The 16892-nt window shown below is 63.5% G+C and carries 8 protein-coding genes and 1 pseudogene; 6 read left to right on the top strand and 3 right to left on the bottom strand.

The window, feature by feature from the left end; genetic code table 11:
* Positions 1-8: 8 nt before the first annotated feature.
* From flgH to FG323_RS00780, 6 genes and pseudogenes are all read left to right on the top strand, one after another.
* Positions 9-695, top strand: coding sequence for a flagellar basal body L-ring protein FlgH (gene flgH / locus FG323_RS00810; RefSeq protein ID WP_141452526.1), 687 nt, complete (start codon positions 9-11; stop codon positions 693-695).
* A 133-nt stretch (positions 696-828) separates the two neighbouring features.
* Positions 829-1911 (top strand): flagellar basal body P-ring protein FlgI, encoded by a 1083-nt coding sequence (locus FG323_RS00805; RefSeq protein ID WP_141452564.1) that lies wholly within the window; start codon positions 829-831, stop codon positions 1909-1911.
* Positions 1911-2970, top strand: a pseudogene (flgJ, locus tag FG323_RS00800) (flagellar assembly peptidoglycan hydrolase FlgJ); the annotation flags it as partial. The gene FG323_RS00805 and the pseudogene flgJ, both read left to right, overlap by 1 nt.
* 29 nt (positions 2971-2999) lie before the next feature.
* Entirely contained in the window at positions 3000-4880 is a 1881-nt protein-coding gene (gene flgK / locus FG323_RS00795) for a flagellar hook-associated protein FlgK (protein WP_141452524.1), read from the top strand.
* The gene (gene flgL / locus FG323_RS00790) at positions 4877-6079 is read left to right on the top strand and encodes a flagellar hook-associated protein FlgL (protein WP_141452523.1); all 1203 of its coding nucleotides are present in this window, start codon (positions 4877-4879) and stop codon (positions 6077-6079) included. The genes flgK and flgL overlap by 4 nt, the downstream gene beginning before the upstream one ends.
* Positions 6080-7172: 1093 nt before the next feature.
* Complete coding sequence (locus tag FG323_RS00780) at positions 7173-7427, top strand: hypothetical protein (RefSeq protein ID WP_141452522.1); 255 nt, start codon at positions 7173-7175, stop codon at positions 7425-7427.
* A 1650-nt stretch (positions 7428-9077) separates the two neighbouring features.
* Here the strand turns inward: FG323_RS00780 and FG323_RS00770 are convergent.
* The 3 genes from FG323_RS00770 to FG323_RS00760 all read right to left on the bottom strand — a co-directional run bounded on the left by FG323_RS00770 (position 9078) and on the right by FG323_RS00760 (position 16802).
* A complete protein-coding gene (locus FG323_RS00770; RefSeq protein ID WP_255469964.1) occupies positions 9078-10019 on the bottom strand; it encodes an RHS repeat-associated core domain-containing protein in 942 nt (313 codons plus the stop codon).
* On the bottom strand, positions 9983-13618 hold the full coding sequence (locus FG323_RS00765) for a wall-associated protein (RefSeq protein ID WP_181444040.1): 3636 nt from the start codon (positions 13616-13618) through the stop codon (positions 9983-9985). The genes FG323_RS00770 and FG323_RS00765 overlap by 37 nt, the downstream gene beginning before the upstream one ends.
* Positions 13619-15683: 2065 nt before the next feature.
* Positions 15684-16802: an HDOD domain-containing protein gene (locus FG323_RS00760; RefSeq protein WP_255469963.1), complete on the bottom strand. Its 1119-nt coding sequence runs from the start codon at positions 16800-16802 to the stop codon at positions 15684-15686.
* Positions 16803-16892: the final 90 nt, after the last annotated feature.

The following is a 16892-nucleotide window of genomic DNA, read 5'->3' as shown; positions in this document are numbered from 1 at the left end:
GGCCCGCCATGACCCGCCTGTCCCGCAACGCCACCCTCGCCTGCTGCGTCCTCGCGCTGGCCGGCTGTTCGCGCTCGTTCGGCGACGTGCGCCCGTTCGCGCCGATGCAGCCGGTGCAGGTGGTGATGGCGGCGCAGGCCGAGCCCACCTCCGGCGCGATCTACCGCGCCGGCCCGGGCCTGAACCTGTACTCCGACCGCCGCGCCCGCGACGTCGGCGACCTGCTGACCATCAACCTGGTCGAGAACACCAACGCGCAGACCAGCGCGACCACCCAGGTCGACAAGACCAGCGAGGTCACGATGGCGGCGCCGAACCTCGCCGGCGCGCCACTGACCTACAACGGCCGCGATCTGCTGAGCGCCTCGGTCAAGGGCGATCGCGGTTTCAACGGCAACGGCAAGAGCGCGCAGAGCAACCGCCTGCAGGGCAGCGTGACCGTCACCGTCGTCCAGCGCCTGCCCAACGGCAACCTGGTGGTGCAGGGCCAGAAGAACATGCGCCTGAACCAGGGTGACGAACTGGTCCAGATCCAGGGCATCGTGCGCCCGGCCGACATTTCGCCGGACAACAGCATTCCGTCCAGCAAGGTCGGCGAAGCGCGCATCGCTTACGGCGGCCGCGGCGCAATCGCCCAGTCCAACTCGATGGGCTGGCTGGGGCGCTTCTTCAATTCGCCGATTTATCCCAATTAACCCTCTGAACTGACGAGTCACCCGGGAGCGCCGCATGATGGCCATCCGCCTGCCCTTCCATCGCAACCCGCGCGATCCCAACCGTCGCCGCGTCGATCCGTGGACCACGATCGGCGCCCTGCTGTGGTGGCTGATGGTGCTGGCCTGCCTGGCGCCGTCGGCACGCGCCGAACGGATCAAGGACCTGGCCCAGGTCGGCGGCGTGCGCAGCAATCCGCTGGTCGGCTACGGCCTGGTGGTGGGCCTGGACGGCAGCGGCGATCGCACCAGCCAGGCGCCCTTCACCGTGCAGAGCCTGAAGAACCTGCTGGGCGAACTGGGCGTCAATGTGCCGCCCAACGTCAATCCGCAGCTCAAGAACGTCGCCGCGGTCGCCATCCACGCCGACCTGCCCGCCTTCGCCAAGCCCGGCCAGCCCATCGACATCACCGTCTCGTCCATCGGCAACGCCACCTCGCTGCGCGGCGGCAGCCTGCTGATGGCGCCGTTGCGCGGCGCCGACGGCGAGGTCTACGCCATCGCCCAGGGCAACCTGGTGGTCGGCGGCTTCGGCGCGCAGGGCCGCGACGGCTCCAAGGTCTCGGTCAACGTGCCCAGCGTCGGCCGCATTCCCAACGGCGCCATCGTCGAACGCGCGGTGCCCAACGCGATGAACGACGGCAGCGGCAGCGTCACCCTCAACCTGCACCAGGCCGACTTCACCACCGTCTCGCGCATGGTCGCCGCGCTGGACCAGCGCTTCGGCACCGGCGCCGCCTACGCGGTCGACGCGGTCACCGTGGCGGTGCGCGCGCCGACCGACGCCGGCAGCCGGGTGAACTTCCTGGCCCAGGTCGAGAACCTGGAACTGACCCCCGGCAGCGCGCCGGCCAAGGTCATCGTCAACGCCCGCACCGGCACCGTCGTGATCGGCGCGCAGGTGCAGGTGATGCCGGCCGCGGTCACCCACGGCTCGCTGACCGTCACCATCACCGAATCGGCCAACGTCAGCCAGCCCAACAGTTTCAATCGCGGCGGCCAGACCGTGGTCACCCCGCAGTCCGACGTGCAGATCACCGCCGAGGGCAACCGCATGTTCAAGTTCGAGGGCGGCACCTCGCTGGACGAGATCGTCCGCGCGGTCAACGAGGTCGGCGCTGCGCCGGGCGATCTGATCGCCATCCTGGAAGCGCTCAAGCAGGCCGGCGCGCTGCGCGCGGAGCTGGAAATCATCTGATGAACATCCTGCAGCCCACCCTGCCGCTGAACCCGACCGCCAACCCGGCGGCGGACAACGCGCGCATCCACGAGGTGGCGCAGAAGTTCGAGGGCCAGTTCGCGCAGATGCTGATCAAGTGCATGCGCGAGGCCAGCTTCGGGGACTCGCTGTTCCCCGGCGAAAACCAGATGTTCCGCGAGATGTACGATCAGCAGCTGGCCAAGGCGATGACCCAGGGCAAGGGCATGGGCCTGGCACCGATGATCGCGCGCCAGCTCGGCGCCACCGACACGAATACCGCGCCGGTGCCGGTCAACACCGCGCTGTCGCAGTACCGCAAGATGATGCCGTCCGGCGCCGAGCAGATGCTGGACGTGATCGCCGGGCGCGCGCCCGGTCTGTCTGGCGCGTCGTCCGCCGAAGCCGCCGATCCCGGCGCCGCGATGGGCCTGCCACGCATCGACTGGGCCGCGCTGACCGCGCCGGACGCCCAGGCCGCGTGCGACCAGGTGGAACAGGTCGCCAGCGCCAATCCCCAGCAGTACGCCCGCAATACGCCCGAACGCTTCGTCGCCGAGATCTGGGACCACGCCCAGCGCGCCGCCAGGGAACTGGGCGTGGATCCGCGCGCCCTGGTCGCCCAGGCCGCGCTGGAAACCGGCTGGGGCAAGCGCGTCATCCAGCGCAACGACGGCGGCAGCGCGCACAACCTGTTCGGCATCAAGGCCGCCGGCTGGAAGGGCGAACGCGCCCGCACCGGCACACACGAATACCGCAACGGCGTGCGCCAGAACGAGACCGCCGACTTCCGCGCCTACAGCTCCCCGGCGGAAAGCTTCGCCGACTACGTGCGCCTGCTGAAGAACAACCCGCGCTACCAGAAGGCGCTGGCCGCCGGCAAGGACATCCACGGCTTCGCCCGCGGCCTGCAACAGGCCGGCTACGCCACCGATCCGTCCTACGCGAAGAAGATTGCCAGCATCGCCACCGGTCCCACCCTCGGCAAGGTCATCTCGGCGGTCGGCAACACCGTCGGCGGTGCGATTGGCGCCACGGTGGGCAACGCGCTCGCCAGCCGCTTCCTGGGCCGCTGAACGGAGTAGTCCATGTCCAACCTCCTCGCCACCGGTTCCAGCGCCCTGCTCGCCTTCCAGCGGGCGCTGTCCACGGTCAGCCACAACGTCGCCAACCTCAACACGCCGGGTTACTCGCGCCAGCGCACCGAGTTCGCCGCGCGCAACGGCACCTTCCACGGCTACGGCTACCAGGGCGGCGGCGTGCAGATCGTCGACGTCCATCGCATGGCCGATTCGCTGGCCACCGCGCGCCTGCTCGACAGCACCGGCGAACTGAACCGCCTGCAGCAGATGTCGGTGCTGTCCAACCGCCTGGACAGCCTGTTCTCGGAGAAGGCCACCGGCATCGCCGCGCCGTGGTCGGGCTTCTTCGATTCGATCAGCGCGCTGTCCTCCAGCGCCGCCGGCGCGGCCGATCGGCAGAGCGTGCTGTCCCAGGCCAACGCGCTGGTCACCCGCTTCAACCAGATCGATCAGCAACTGGACAAGGTGGATGGCGAGGTCAACAGCGGCCTCACCTCCGCCGTGGGTGAAGTGAACCGGCTGGCCAAGGAAATCGCCCAGCTCAACGGTCGCATCGGCAACGGCGCCAATGCCTCGGGCGATCTGCTGGATCGCCGCGATCAACTGATCAGCCAGCTGATCGGCTACACCGGCGGCACCGCCGTGCAGCAGGACGGCGGCCAGATCAACGTGTTCACCGCCGGCGGCCAACCGATGGTGGTCGGCGCCACCGCCAGTTCGCTGGTGACCGTGGCCGATCCCTACCGGCCCGAGCGCCTGCAGGTGGCGCTGGAAACCAACGGCCAGCGGGTCACCCTGGACAAGCGCGCGCTCGGCGGCCAGATCGGCGGCCTGATGGAATTCCGCACCACCGTGCTGGATCCGGCCATCGCCGAACTCGGCCGCATCGCCATGTCGCTGGCCGAGACCTTCAACGAAGGCCATCGCGCCGGCATGGATCAATACGGCCAGATGGGCGGGGATTTCTTCACCGCGCCGCAGCCGCAGATCTCGTCGCACTCGGGCAACACCGGCAACGCCGTGCTGCAACCGTCGCTGGATGATCTGGGCGCGCTCAACGGCAAGAACGTGATGCTGCGCTTCGACGGCGGCAACTGGGTCGCCACCGATCCCGACACCGGCACCGCCATCCCGGTGACCGGGACCGGCACCGCCGCCGATCCGCTGGAGGTCAACGGCGTGGAACTGGTCCTGTCCAGCGGCACGCCTGCCACCAACGATCGCTTCCTGCTGCAACCCACCGCGGGTGCGGCCGGCACGATCAAGCTCGCCATCAGCGATCCCAGCCGGATCGCCGCCGCCAGCCCGGTCAAGGCCAAGGCCGATCTGGCCAACACCGGCACCGGCAAGCTGGGCGCGGTCACCATCACCAACCCGGCGGATCCGAACCTGCTGGCACCGTCGGTGATCGAATTCATCGACGCCAACCAGTACACCATCGACGGCGCTGGCCCGTTCACCTACACGCCCGGCCAGGCCATCACCCACAATGGCTGGAGCGTCACCCTCGACGGCGCGCCCGCCGCCGGCGACGCCTTCAACCTCGGCCCCACCGGCGCCAACTCCAGCGACAACGGCAACGCCAAGCTGCTGTCCAACCTGGACGACGCGCGCAAGCTCAACGGCGGCACGCTCACCCTCAACGGCGCCATCTCCGGCCTGACCACCACGGTTGGCTCGGCCGCGCGCCAGGCCGACTACTCGGCCGAGGCGCAGCAGGTGCTGCAGGATCAGGCGCAGGCCGCGCGCGATGCCATTTCCGGCGTCAACCTGGATGAGGAAGCGGCGGATCTGATGCGCCTGCAGCAGGCCTACCAGGCCGCGGCGCAGATCATTTCCACCGCCGACACCCTGTTCCAGTCCCTGCTGAGCGCGACCCGCCGATGAACAACCGCATCTCCACCGGCCTGATGTACCAGCAGTCGATCACCACGATGCTGGCCAAACAGGCCAAGCTGGCCCACACCCAGCAACAGCTCGCCTCCGGGCAGAAGCTGATCAGCGCCAAGGACGATCCGGTCGCCGCCGGCAATGCCGTTGGCCTGGATCGCACCCTGGCCGAACTGGAACGCTTCGCCGCCAACGCCAGCACCCTGCAGAACCGCCTGGGCCTGCAGGAAAACGCGCTCAAGCTGGTCGGCGACGCGATGGCGCGCGTGCACGAACTGACCGTGCAGGCCAACAATGCCGCGCTCGGCGACGACAGCCGCAAGGCGATCAGCGCCGAACTCAAATCCATCCATGACGGCCTGCTGGATCTGGCCAACAGCACCGACGGCACCGGCCGCTACCTGTTCGGTGGCACCGCCGACGGCAGCGCCCCGTTCGCGCTGGCGGCCGGCGGCGTCATCTACAGCGGCGACCAGACCCAGCGCCAGGTCGAGGTCGCGCCGGACACCTTCGTCTCCGACACCCTGCCCGGCAGCGAAATCTTCCTGCGCCTGCGCACCGGCACCGGCCGCATCGACGGCGCCACCGCCGGCACCAACACCGGCACCGGCCTGCTGATGGATCTCAGCGTCACCGATTCCAGCGCCTACGACGGCGGCCAGTACAGCATCCGCTTCACCAGCCCGACCACCTACGAGGTCTACGGTGCAGGCCCCACCCCGATTTCCACCGGCGCCTACACCAAGGGCCAGAGCATCGCCTTCGCCGGCGTGCAGGTGAAGATCGACGGCCAGCCCAACACCGGCGACGCATTCGACATCGGTCCTTCGGCCACCCGTGACGTGTTCGCCACCATCCAGAATCTGATCGGCGCACTGGAAACCAACCCCACCACCGACGCCCAGCGCGCCGCCATGCAGAACCAGTTGCAGGCCGCCATGCGCGACGTCGCCAGCGCCCAGGGCCACATGATCGACGCCCGCGCCAGCGGCGGCGCCCAACTGATGGCCATCGACAGCGCCGCCGAACTGCGCGACGCCAACGCCGTCACCCTCAAGGGCACCCTCTCCAGCCTGCGCGACCTCGACTGGGCCGAGGCCATCGGCCGCTACAACCTGGAAAACACCGCCCTCCAGGCTGCGCAGAGCGTGTTCATGCAGATGCAGCAGCTGTCGCTGTTCAAGATGATGGGGTGAGGGGCGGGATTCGGGAATCGGGAATCGGGAATCGGGAATCGGGATTCGGGATTCGGGATTCGGGATTCGGGATTCGGGATTCGGGATTCGGGATTCGGGATTCGGGATTCGGGATTCGGGATTCGGGATTCGGGATTCGGGATTCGGGATTCGGGATTCGGGATTCGGGATTCGGGATTCGGGATTCGGGATTCGGGATTCGGGATTCGGGATTCGGGATTCGGGATTCGGGATTCGGGATTCGGGATTCGGGATTCGGGATTCGGGATTCGGGATTCGGGATTCGGGATTCGGGATTCGGGATTCGGGATTCGGGATTCGGGATTCGGGATTCGGGATTCGGGATTCGGGATTCGGGATTCGGGATTCGGGATTCGGGATTCGGGATTCGGGATTCGGGATTCGGGATTCGGGATTCGGGATTCGGGATTCGGGATTCGGGATTCGGGATTCGGGATTCGGGATTCGGGATTCGGGATTCGGGATTCGGGATTCGGGATTCGGGATTCGGGATTCGGGATTCGGGAGTCGGAAGTCGGAAGTCGGAAGTCGGAAGTCGGAAGTCGGAAGTCGACCAGAGCTTCGCCCAGTGACACCATCGTCGCAGGGAAGGCTACCGTGACGCACGCAGTCCACGCGTTCTTCAAGATAACCAACATCCCAGCAAAAACGACTACCTCTGCCTCCCCCTTTGAAAAAGGGGGACTGAGGGGGATTTGCTCCTGACGCCGACCACCACCACTCGCCACTCCGCCAAACACAACAGACGCCCGCCGTCACGCGCACAAAAAAGTGAGCCCAGAAACACTGAAGCCAAAACGCTCAAAGTTAGTCGACACCGCCCAACCACATCGGCAGACTCCTGCATCAGGAAGTCAGAACTCCTTACGTAGCGGTACCACCTCCATCATCCTGGTGGCTTCATTACCAGCAATGGGTGAAAGACGGCATTCCTAGGTTCAATGCCGGGAGTTGGGCGAATACGAGACCCGCAAGGGGAATAACCCAACCGACTACGTACGGTTTCTGACCTCCCGGCACCCGGCCGCACTCGCGCGCGCCGGGATTCTTCAACGAAGAAATGGAGGTCCCCATGACCAATGTTCGAATGGTCTATCTGTTGGAAGAACAAACCCAGCTGAATCTCATCCAGCTGCGTGATCACCTCAAACTGCTGTCCCTGCTCATCAGTCCTCGCTTCCGCCAGGACGAGCACCACAGCCTGCCCATCCCGCTGCAACCCCTGAGCGACTGCTTCGCCGGCCTCGCCCACGACGCCAGCCACATCCTCGACCAGCTCCGCTGGTACTCCGGCAAGCCCAACGTCGAACCGGCCAACGACGCGTAACAAAAACGCGGGCTGCTAGCGCCCGCGTTTTCTGGATAGTTCACTACCTACTTATTCAGCATAAAATAATCCGCCGCCATCGCCCAACATTACGAAATTTCAAAGCCAAGGAAACTTCGCATTTCTCGCCATTATTTTCCAGAATTGGCAGCCTGCCAATTCCGCATTTTCACCCAAGAAAAACAATGTGTGCCGCGACAAAGAAAAGCAGAAAAATTCCAATAACCTGAAAGAGTACGCACAAGAGAACTGGCGTTCTCGCATCATTCGTAAGCGCGCCCCATCGGCGAACGAATCGAATAGCAAGGAAATCAGAGCCCGCCATAGAGGCATCTGCTAGGAGATCCCGAATGGAATGATCATCTCTTAGCCTTGTAAATATATAAACTCGAATACCAAAAGATCCGATTATTAAAGCAACCGAAACAAAAAGGAGTATCGTTTCAATTCCATAAGTTTCAGTTCCTTGCATAAAGACCATTATCTCTTCATGGCTCCGCCGTCTTTTCTTCAGTTCGAAAGAAGCTCAACACAGCGGATGGCTTAGCGATCGACATGCCAATTATCCAACTTTCCCCCTCTTGTTCTCGCTCCAAGAGATGGAGACCCCAGGAAAGGTGATAGTTGTTTTCTTCTCAATATTATCGATAGCCGCCGCGTTAGTTAGTGATGAAATCCCAACTTCGTACCCTAAGGGACCAGCCTGCGCACCAACCACCGTTGCATTTAAGGTTTTCCCCTCGACGCCCTTCATAGTTGCCTGTAGCTTGACTCACCAGCAGGTGTCGTAATTAGGGCCTGTGGGCCATTTAGAATTCCACTAACACCCTTGACGCCGGCAGCGGCAGTTCCAGAGAGTCCTTGAGCGCCCCCCCAACTAGACCACCGCCAGCAGCCTCGCCACCAGTAACGGTTGCATAGACAGTCTTCGGGGCTGCGGCCCTTTCGGCGATCTTCCACGCGTTAGAGACTTCATTCGGAACGCGTTTCGACGTATCCACGTTAAAATTGGCTGGTGTTGGCCATGCCCATCTGCCGTCAGCATCCGTAAACCTATAGGGGTTATTGTTGGCATACCAATACCGGTTGAAGTTAGCACCGGGCATTGAATACGCCGTCACCGGGCCCACCGACAGGAACTGCCCGATACTTTGCGTCACGATATTGCCGTACGGAGCGGGATCTGTGCTTACCTAGGCCATGTTAGCTATCCGGGATCCGGCAAGAGTTTAATCTCAGACGCGCAAATGGATGCTGGCCATAGACCAAGGTGGCCTTTCTGCTTCGCATCAGCGATTCCGGAAATTCGAACTCGCTGCTCGGCAATCTCGGCGAAAGGCGAAATCCCGGTCACCCATACAGCATCATCTACAACCAACTCTTTGGAACCCTGACGACGAGCGGAAATAGCGCTTAGCTCAAATCCAGAGTAATAGAACCCCTCTAAGGTAATGTATCTCCCATCGTACTTTCCAGGATCGGAAATTAGTGCTGAGATGGTGATGAACTCTCCAGAATTCGCAGGCTTCTGACACGCATCAGAGCTCAACATGCTTTCAAGCGGAACATCAGCCAATTCTTGTTCAGTCCTGCTCGAGCAACTTACTGAAAAAATGCTGCCGATGGCTATCGCTATTGGCAACGCTCCTGTTAGCAACCAAAATAAGCACCTGGATCGCATCGGACCGATTCCCTCCTTTCGGCATCCTGATAATGTAGGCGTGCGGGCTCGTTGAGATCTTTTCCCACCTCACGATCAACTTTCGAAGCGCGCTGTTCTTCACGACTCACGCTCTTACTACCATCCTTATTTATGATTGGCATTAGTGCCTTTTCAAACTGCTTCGTACCAATTCGATCATGCTCGGCCGCATGGGTAATTTCGTGCGGGCCATTGACTTTTGGCGACTGAACTTTTCCGCTTGAAATAATGCGCAAGCCTACTGTCGGATTGAGGTAAACAGTGCGATTCTCATAGTCGTACCATACTCTATTATCGTTTCCGATATTGATTTCGTAGGTGAACTTGGAGTCTTCAAGCTGCTTTAGCTCGGCACGAGCCGTAGGGGACATCGCGAGCGAAATCATGTGCTGTTGCATAGTTTTCTCGTTGTGTCCGAGCCCAGCAGCGTACACAACCTTTTCCCCATCAGGATCCTTGTACGAGTAAGGATTGTTGTCCGCATAGGCGTACCGATTGAAGTTCTCTACAGGCCGCTCATACGCAGTGACTGGATCGACACTCAAGAACTTACCCACCAGCGGGTCGTAATACCGCTGCTGCATGTAGGTCAGTCCGGTGGCCGCATCCTGCACATGCCCGGTGAAGCCCGGCCCGTCGGTCAACGGTCGGTTGACCAGTTGCCCGTAGGGTTCGTATTCGCTTCGTTCGATGACCACGCCGGTGGCATTGGTCACCGCGACCGGCGTACCCAGCGCATCGGTGTGGATGTATTCCACTGTAGCCTGTGCGTGGCCTTCACCTGAAACCAGCAACGCGCAAAGGAAAAACAACGCCAACGTCAGGGCGCGAAAGATTCCGTTTTTCATTTCATTCACCATATCGGAAAGGCCTTGACCGCTACCGACCATGCGGAGCAACCACCTGCGTTGCACGCCCTGACCGAGTATTGGTATTGCGATGGGTTGGTCATGGTGGTCTGGTAGCTGGTGGCCGCACCCGAGTAACTGATTCCACCACCACTCAACTGATAGCTTGTGGCACCGCCGGACGCATTCCAGGTGAAATTCATCTGACTTGGCGTGGTGTCGGGGTTGTACGTCACAGCAAGGCCGGTGGGTACAGCGGGTATCGGAGGCGTCACCGTTACGCTTCCCACGGACGAGAACGGTCCGCATCCCCCACCATTGCACGCGCGTGCGCGGTAGCCATAGGTCCCACTAGCCTTGCCGCTGATGGCCTTGCTGGTGCCGGCCGCGTTGTGGATGAGCGTCCAGCCGCCGCCGTTGACCTGTTCCTCCACCTGGTAACTGGTCGCATTGGCCACCGCCGTCCAGCTCACCGTGTAGCTGCCCGTGGTATTGCTCGCCGGCACCGTCACCGTCGGCGCGCCCGTGGGCGGCAAGGTCACCTGCGTGGTCGCCGTCGCGGAGTAGCCGCCGCAACCGGCGGCATTGCATGCCCGTGCCCGATAGGCATAGCTGCTCGTTCCCTTACCACTGATGGCCTTGCTGGTGCCGGCCGCATTGTGGATGAGCGTCCAGCCACCACCATTGGCGCTCTCCTCCACCTGGTAGCTGGTGACATTAGCCACCGTGCTCCAGCTCACCGTGTAGCTGCCGGTATTGTTGCTGGCCGGCGTGCTGACCGTGGGCGCGCCCGCCGGCAGGTACACCGCCTGCACCGTGCCGGTGGCCGAGTACGCCCCGCACCCGGCCGGGTTGCATGCCTTGACCCGGTAGCCGTAACTGCCCGCGGGTTTGCCGGTGTAACCCTGGCCCAGGTTGGTGCCGGTGTAGGCCTGCGTCCACGCCCCGCCGTTGGCGCTCTCCTCCAGCGTGTAGCTGGTGGCCGAACTCACCGCGCTCCAGCCCACCGTGTAGGTGCCCCCGGCCGCCGTGGCCGGCACGCTCAAACTCGGCGCGCTGCCCGGCGCGAACTGCACCGCCACCTCGCTGGTCCCGCTCCAGTTGCTGCACCCGGCGTTGAGGCAGGCCCGTACCCGGTAACCGTAGTTGCCCGCAGTCTTGCCGCTGAAGGCCTTCGACGTGCCCGTGCCGCTGTACACCGTCGTCCACGCCCCACCCGACACCGCCTCCTGCAAGGCATAGCCGTTGGCCCCGGCCACCGTGTTCCAGCTCACCGTGTAGCTGCCGGTGGTGTTGAACCCCGGCACCGTCAACGTCGGCGTGGCCGGGGCGGTGGAGTTCACCACCCGCGCCACCAGGCTACCGCCCAGTTGCACGTAGGCGGTGGTTTTGGCCTGGCGTTCGTCGGACTGGTACAGCAACTGACCGCTCTGGCTGTACTGGGAGAGGATGTTGCCGCTGGCAAGACTCGCTCCCAGGACGCGCCGGCCATGGCCGTCGTACCGGTAGAACTCCTTGTTCGGTACATTGCGCAGCCGGTTGCCGAAGTCGAACTGGTACACCTGCGCGTTCTTCTGGGCCAGGTTGCCCTGCGGGTCGTACTGCAACCCCACCACCGTGGCCCCGCCCACGCCGTTGGTGAGGTTGGTCAGCCGCTGGTGGGCGTCATACACATAGGCGTAGGTCCGCGGCTGGCTGCCGCCGGTCATCCCCACCGTCTTCAGGTTGTCCAGCGTGTCGTAGGTGTACGTGGCCGTGCCGAAGCTGGGTCCCGTAGCCTGGGTCAACCGGTCCAGCCCGTCGTACGTCAGGCTGCGGCTCTGCCGTCCCCCGGCCGTATGGTCGGTGATGCTGGCCACGTTGGCATTGCCGTCATAGGCATAAGCCAGGTCCAACGGGTTGCCGCCGCCGCTGTCGGTGCTGCGCGCCGGCAACTGCCGCGCGTTCTGGGTCATCGTGTGGACGATGCCGTTGCCGTAGGTGAACTGTTTGATGCCGCCATTGGGGTAGTACTGCACCCCCACCGCATACGGCCCGGCCTGGGTGGCCTGGCCCAGCGCATTGGGGGCATAGGCCACCGACAAGCCGCTCGGGTAGGTCTGCGAAGCCAGGTGGCCATTGACGCTGTAGCCGTAGCCAATGCCCCATACACTCCCAACGCCCTGCTGGAGCGACTCGCCCGTCAACAGCCCGCGCTTGTTGTAGCTGTAGTGGTTGGTGACCGTGCCCTGCCCCGGGCCGTCATTGTCGGTGACGATGGTCTGCACCGCCCCGGTCGGCCAGTAATACCAGGTCTGGTTGCCCTTGCTGTCCGGGAAGGCCAGGGTCTTGAGCCGGTTGCGTGCGTCGTAGGTGCGGCTCACCACCCGTCCCGACGCCCACGCCTCGGTGCGGTTGCAGGCCTGGGTGTCCCCCAGGTTCGCCACCCCGGCCGCGCTCCAGGACAGGTTGCCGGCCGGGTCATAGTCGTACACCGTGGCGCCCGTCTCCGGCTCCAGGGTTTTGCACAACTGCTGGGAGATGTCGTAGGTGTAGTACCGCCACACCTGCTCGCTGGCCGTGGCATTGCGCCGACGCAGCGCTGTCACGTTGCCGAACACGTTGCGGTGAATCTCCGTCGAGGCTCCTTCCGGATGGTCGATGCCCGTCGGATAGTCATACGTGGGCTGGTCGTAAGCCTGATAGGACGTCGTGGTCACCTGACTCTTCGGGTTGGTCACTCGCGTCTTGAACCCTGCCTCGTACGAGGTCAGCGTAGTCAGCGGACCCGACTCGCTGTCCTGGCTGACCGAAGTCGTCCGGCCCAACGCGTCGTACTCGGTCCAGATGCCGGTGGCCAGTGTGTCGGTCGTGCCCGGATACGAGGTGAAGGTGGTCCGGCCGTCGTGGTCGTAGGCAAACCGCTGGAACCGCTTGGTCAGCGTCTCGGTCGTGCCGTTGGTGGCATCCAGTTCCTTGGTCAGCACCGGACGCCACAACGCGTCGAAGTAGCTCACCTTGCGCGCGTTGCCGGTGCTCACCGTCTGCCGCCAGTGGCCGGCAGGAATGCCGTACTCGGGCACCGCCACCGGCTCGAACACCAAGGTCGTGTTGAGCCAGTTCACCGTGTCGTTGATGGGGTACTGGATGAGGGTCAACCGCCCCATCGCGTCATACTCGTAGCTTGTGGCGGCACCGCCCTCATCGGTGACCGAGGCAACCCAGCCTCGGTCGTCCACCACCGCCGACTGGCCCGTGCTGTCGGCGTAGCCGATGCTCTGCGGAATGCCCCGCTTCCAACTGCCGAACGTCGTGAGGTTGTTGTTGGCATCCTTGACCGTGGCCAGGGTGCCGTCGGTGTTGTAGGTCAGCGTCTGCTTCAGCTTGCCGAATGCCTTCACCGTCACCGGCACTGCCGTGACCGGGTCGTAGCTGGCCTCGGACATCACGATGCCCGATGGCCCGCAGGCCGTCGGTGTCGTGCAGGTCACCGACGCGAGTTGCCCCAATACCCATTTACCGGAATGGTCGTAGTACACCGTGCGCTCGGTCCGGCTGTCGCCGAGCGTGCTGGCCCGCGTCACCTGGGTTGGCCGCGCAAATACATCGAAACAGAGCGGCTGGCCGGTGCAACCGGCGTCGACCTGCCAACTGAAGGTCATGCCTTGTTGGACGATCGTCTTGCTCCTCTGCGGCGTGTGCCTCGTCGCCAGGTAGCCATCACCACGCTTCTGACCGCTTGTGCCTACCGGATCCGGATATGGACCTGCATTGGGAGCGGCATAGGCATACGTCGTGGTGCTGATCGCGTTGCTTCCGTTCCAGCCCGTATCCGTACGCTGGAGTTGGCCTTCCGTCGTCTCGAAGCGATTCCCGAAAACATACCGGGTGACCACGCCTTCCGGATCAGTCACAGTGACGGTACGCGTCACCGGCGCATCGGCTGCGCAACGGGCTCCAATCCCCGGCCAGGTACCGCCTGGCACGTAGCACGCGTTCGCGGTGCCATAGGCGTAGCTCCAGACCAGGCCGGTAACCGGCAATCCAGGCCCTGACAATTTCTTCTCGGACAGCGCAGGCGCGATGTGTTCAGACGGGATGCGGCTATAACCCTGCGAGCCGCCTTCTCCACCGCCGCCGCTGGCCATGTCGCGGCAATCCAGCGGAACCCACGAACGCCCGAAAGTTATCGGGACCACGGTGAAACTACCCACCGCTCCGCTGGGATGCGTGATGGTTCCGATTCGCGGACCAAAATTGGCCATTCCCGGGTGACCGCAACTGCCTCCCTCGACATAGGGCGTCATCATCCGGATGGAGTTCAGCTGAAACGTCCACTTGCTTGCATCCGGCAACGTCACCGACTCCAGCGTCGATGTGCCATTCAAGGCGATGTAGTTGTAGGTCCAACTACGGGTACCGTCGCTTATCGCAGCAATCTGGTGGGTTCCCTCAAGATACGAGAAGATCAGCTGGCGTCCATCTGACGCCGTGATGCTGTCCAGACGCCATGGATCCGTGGCGTTCCACTGATAGGTCACGGTATTGCCGAAACGATCCGTCACCAAGGTCGGCAGGAGCCATACCTCCTGTCGCCTGAGCAGGTAGCCCATGGGGGCCCGCGCGGTCACGGGTCCGGGGTTGGATTTGGTCAACGCGGGGTGGTAGCGCTTGACAAGATGATCAAAGCGATAGCGGATGCCATCCGGTGAAAGCGCTTCGAAACCCTCCCCCTGGTCCATGCTGTTCGGTGCCAGGTTCGCCAGGCAGCCCACGGCGAATCCCGATTTCGTCACCAACGGATAGGATTTTCCGTCCGTGGGCGCGGGTGCGACAGAGCGACGCAGTACTTCCTGCTGGCCGGAGCCTGGTACATAGAGGAAGTTGCCCTGCCAGTATTCCTGGGCGTCGAACGTTCCCCCGCCCGAGGTACCCGTGGCCGCGGGAGGGGCGCCGAAGTTCGTGCAGCGCAGATAAGCGTCAGAGGCTGGGTGCCCTACGTCAACCGGAACGGTCCAGGCACGCTGGGAATCGAACACCGCTTGCATGCGCGGCACTTCCAGTTGCCAATCACCGAAGTGCCCACCGGGATACATGTCCTGATTGGGCGAAAACTGCCTGCCGACAGCCATCGGCAACGCATTGTTGCCCGGCAGGCTGATGTCGGTCTGCTGGAACTCCAGTGAACCGGAGTACATGCTCACCTGCTCGCCAAACAGGTCATTTCCGAGCGCTCCAACGACCTCTCGGCTCTGAATGAGCTTGCTGTACTCATCGAAAATCGTGACGCTGGACTGTGCATGCACTGCCGGTGCGATCAGTCCCCCCAATGCCAGCGCACACATCGTCCGTTCTAGAACGCCCATCCTTCGTCGCCCCTTCCTTGTCATGTCCTGCCACCCTAAAGAAGGATGGTCCCCGTGACCGGATGTTGGAGGCGAGTCCCATACTCCGTCAAGTAACTCGCATTACCGCACAGCGATGCACTCACGCCAGGTCGCTAAAGCGTGAGATAGCGAGAGTGAGCTAGCGGAAAGCCAATAGGCTTGTCACACTCAGGTCACGTCGTGGTCTACGGACTTATGATCATCAGGGCTTCACGGAGATATCGAATACAAGAGGCACAGAGCATCGGGATACCCCCAGCAAGAAATCGAATCCATTGCGGCGCCAAGTGCCCATGTCCGATTTTCTCACCATCGCGGCAACTGGAGCACGCCCGATGTATCAAGCAGCGCTAGCCACCCGCTCAAACAGGCTGTCCGCCATCTCCCGCCAGCCGGCGAGTTGATGCAGCACACCGAGCGATTTGAGGTAGTCCTCGTCGACCTGCTCATTGCTGGCGAGCGCGCCGGCGACGTGCACGGCGCCGGGGACCCAGAAGCTGCGCAGGCTGGAGCGCTGCGGTTGGCGGTGGAAGGCGACGGCTTCGACGATGGGCATGGGCAGGCCCCAGAGGCCGAGCAGGTAGGCGCCGGCTTCGGTGTGGCCGGGACGTTCGTCGCCTTCGGCGGCGACGGGTTCGCGTTCGTCGCGCACGCCGGGCAGCAGCAGGCCGACGTCGGCGAGCAGCGCGGCGGTGGCGCCGAGTTCGGCGCTGGTTTTCGGCAGGATGCGCGCGGCCAGGCGCGAGGCGATCAGGGCGCGCTGTTGCAGGGCCAGGCGATCGACGTTGCTGCCGGTCTTGATTGAGAACACTTCGCTGGCCAGCACCAGATCACGCAGGGTCGCCAGGCCCAGGCGGGTGACGGCGGCGCGCAGATCGGTGATGGCGCGGCCGTTGGAGAAATAGGCCGAATTGCACAGTTGCAACACCTTGGCGGCGATGGCCGGATCGCCGGAGACGATGCGGGCGATGTCGTTGCTGTCGCCGTCGTCTTCTTCCAGTGCGCGGGTCAGCGCGAAATACAGGTGCGGCGGCGACGGCAGGTGCTCGACCCGACCGATGACGCGGCGCAGGCGCGGGCTGTCCAGCAGATCGCGCAGTTCTTCCAGGCTGTGGATGGATTCCAGCACGGTCTCGGAAGAGAGGGGCAGCGGCAGGAAGCGATGGGCGACGCCGATCAGCTTGATCGGCGGGGACACGCCGGCTTCGGTGTTTTCCAGCAGCGCGATGCGGATGGTTTCCGGACGCAGGGTGCGAATCTGGCCGAGCAGCGTGGCCGGCGGCAGGTCGGGCAGGCCCGGGCCGACGATCAACACGTCAATCGGGGAATTGGCGACCGCGAACATGGCGGCGTTGCCGTCGGCAACGAACTCGACCTTCCATTCGTCGCCCATGTCGCCGATGTAGTCGCTCAGATCATCGGGCAAACAGGCGGTGTCGCCCACATACAGGATCCGCAAGGCACTTCCCCTTCAAACCATTGTCCAGTGGCGCATCCGAACCCTGGATACACGCCCGCGCGAAAATCTACCGATTTTTCGGCCGCGCGA

The sequence above is a fragment of the Pseudoxanthomonas sp. z9 genome (assembly GCF_006542425.1).
GTDB lineage: Bacteria > Pseudomonadota > Gammaproteobacteria > Xanthomonadales > Xanthomonadaceae > Pseudoxanthomonas_A.
Note: the sequence above shows the minus strand (reverse complement) of the source record. Positions and strands in the feature narration are given on the sequence as shown.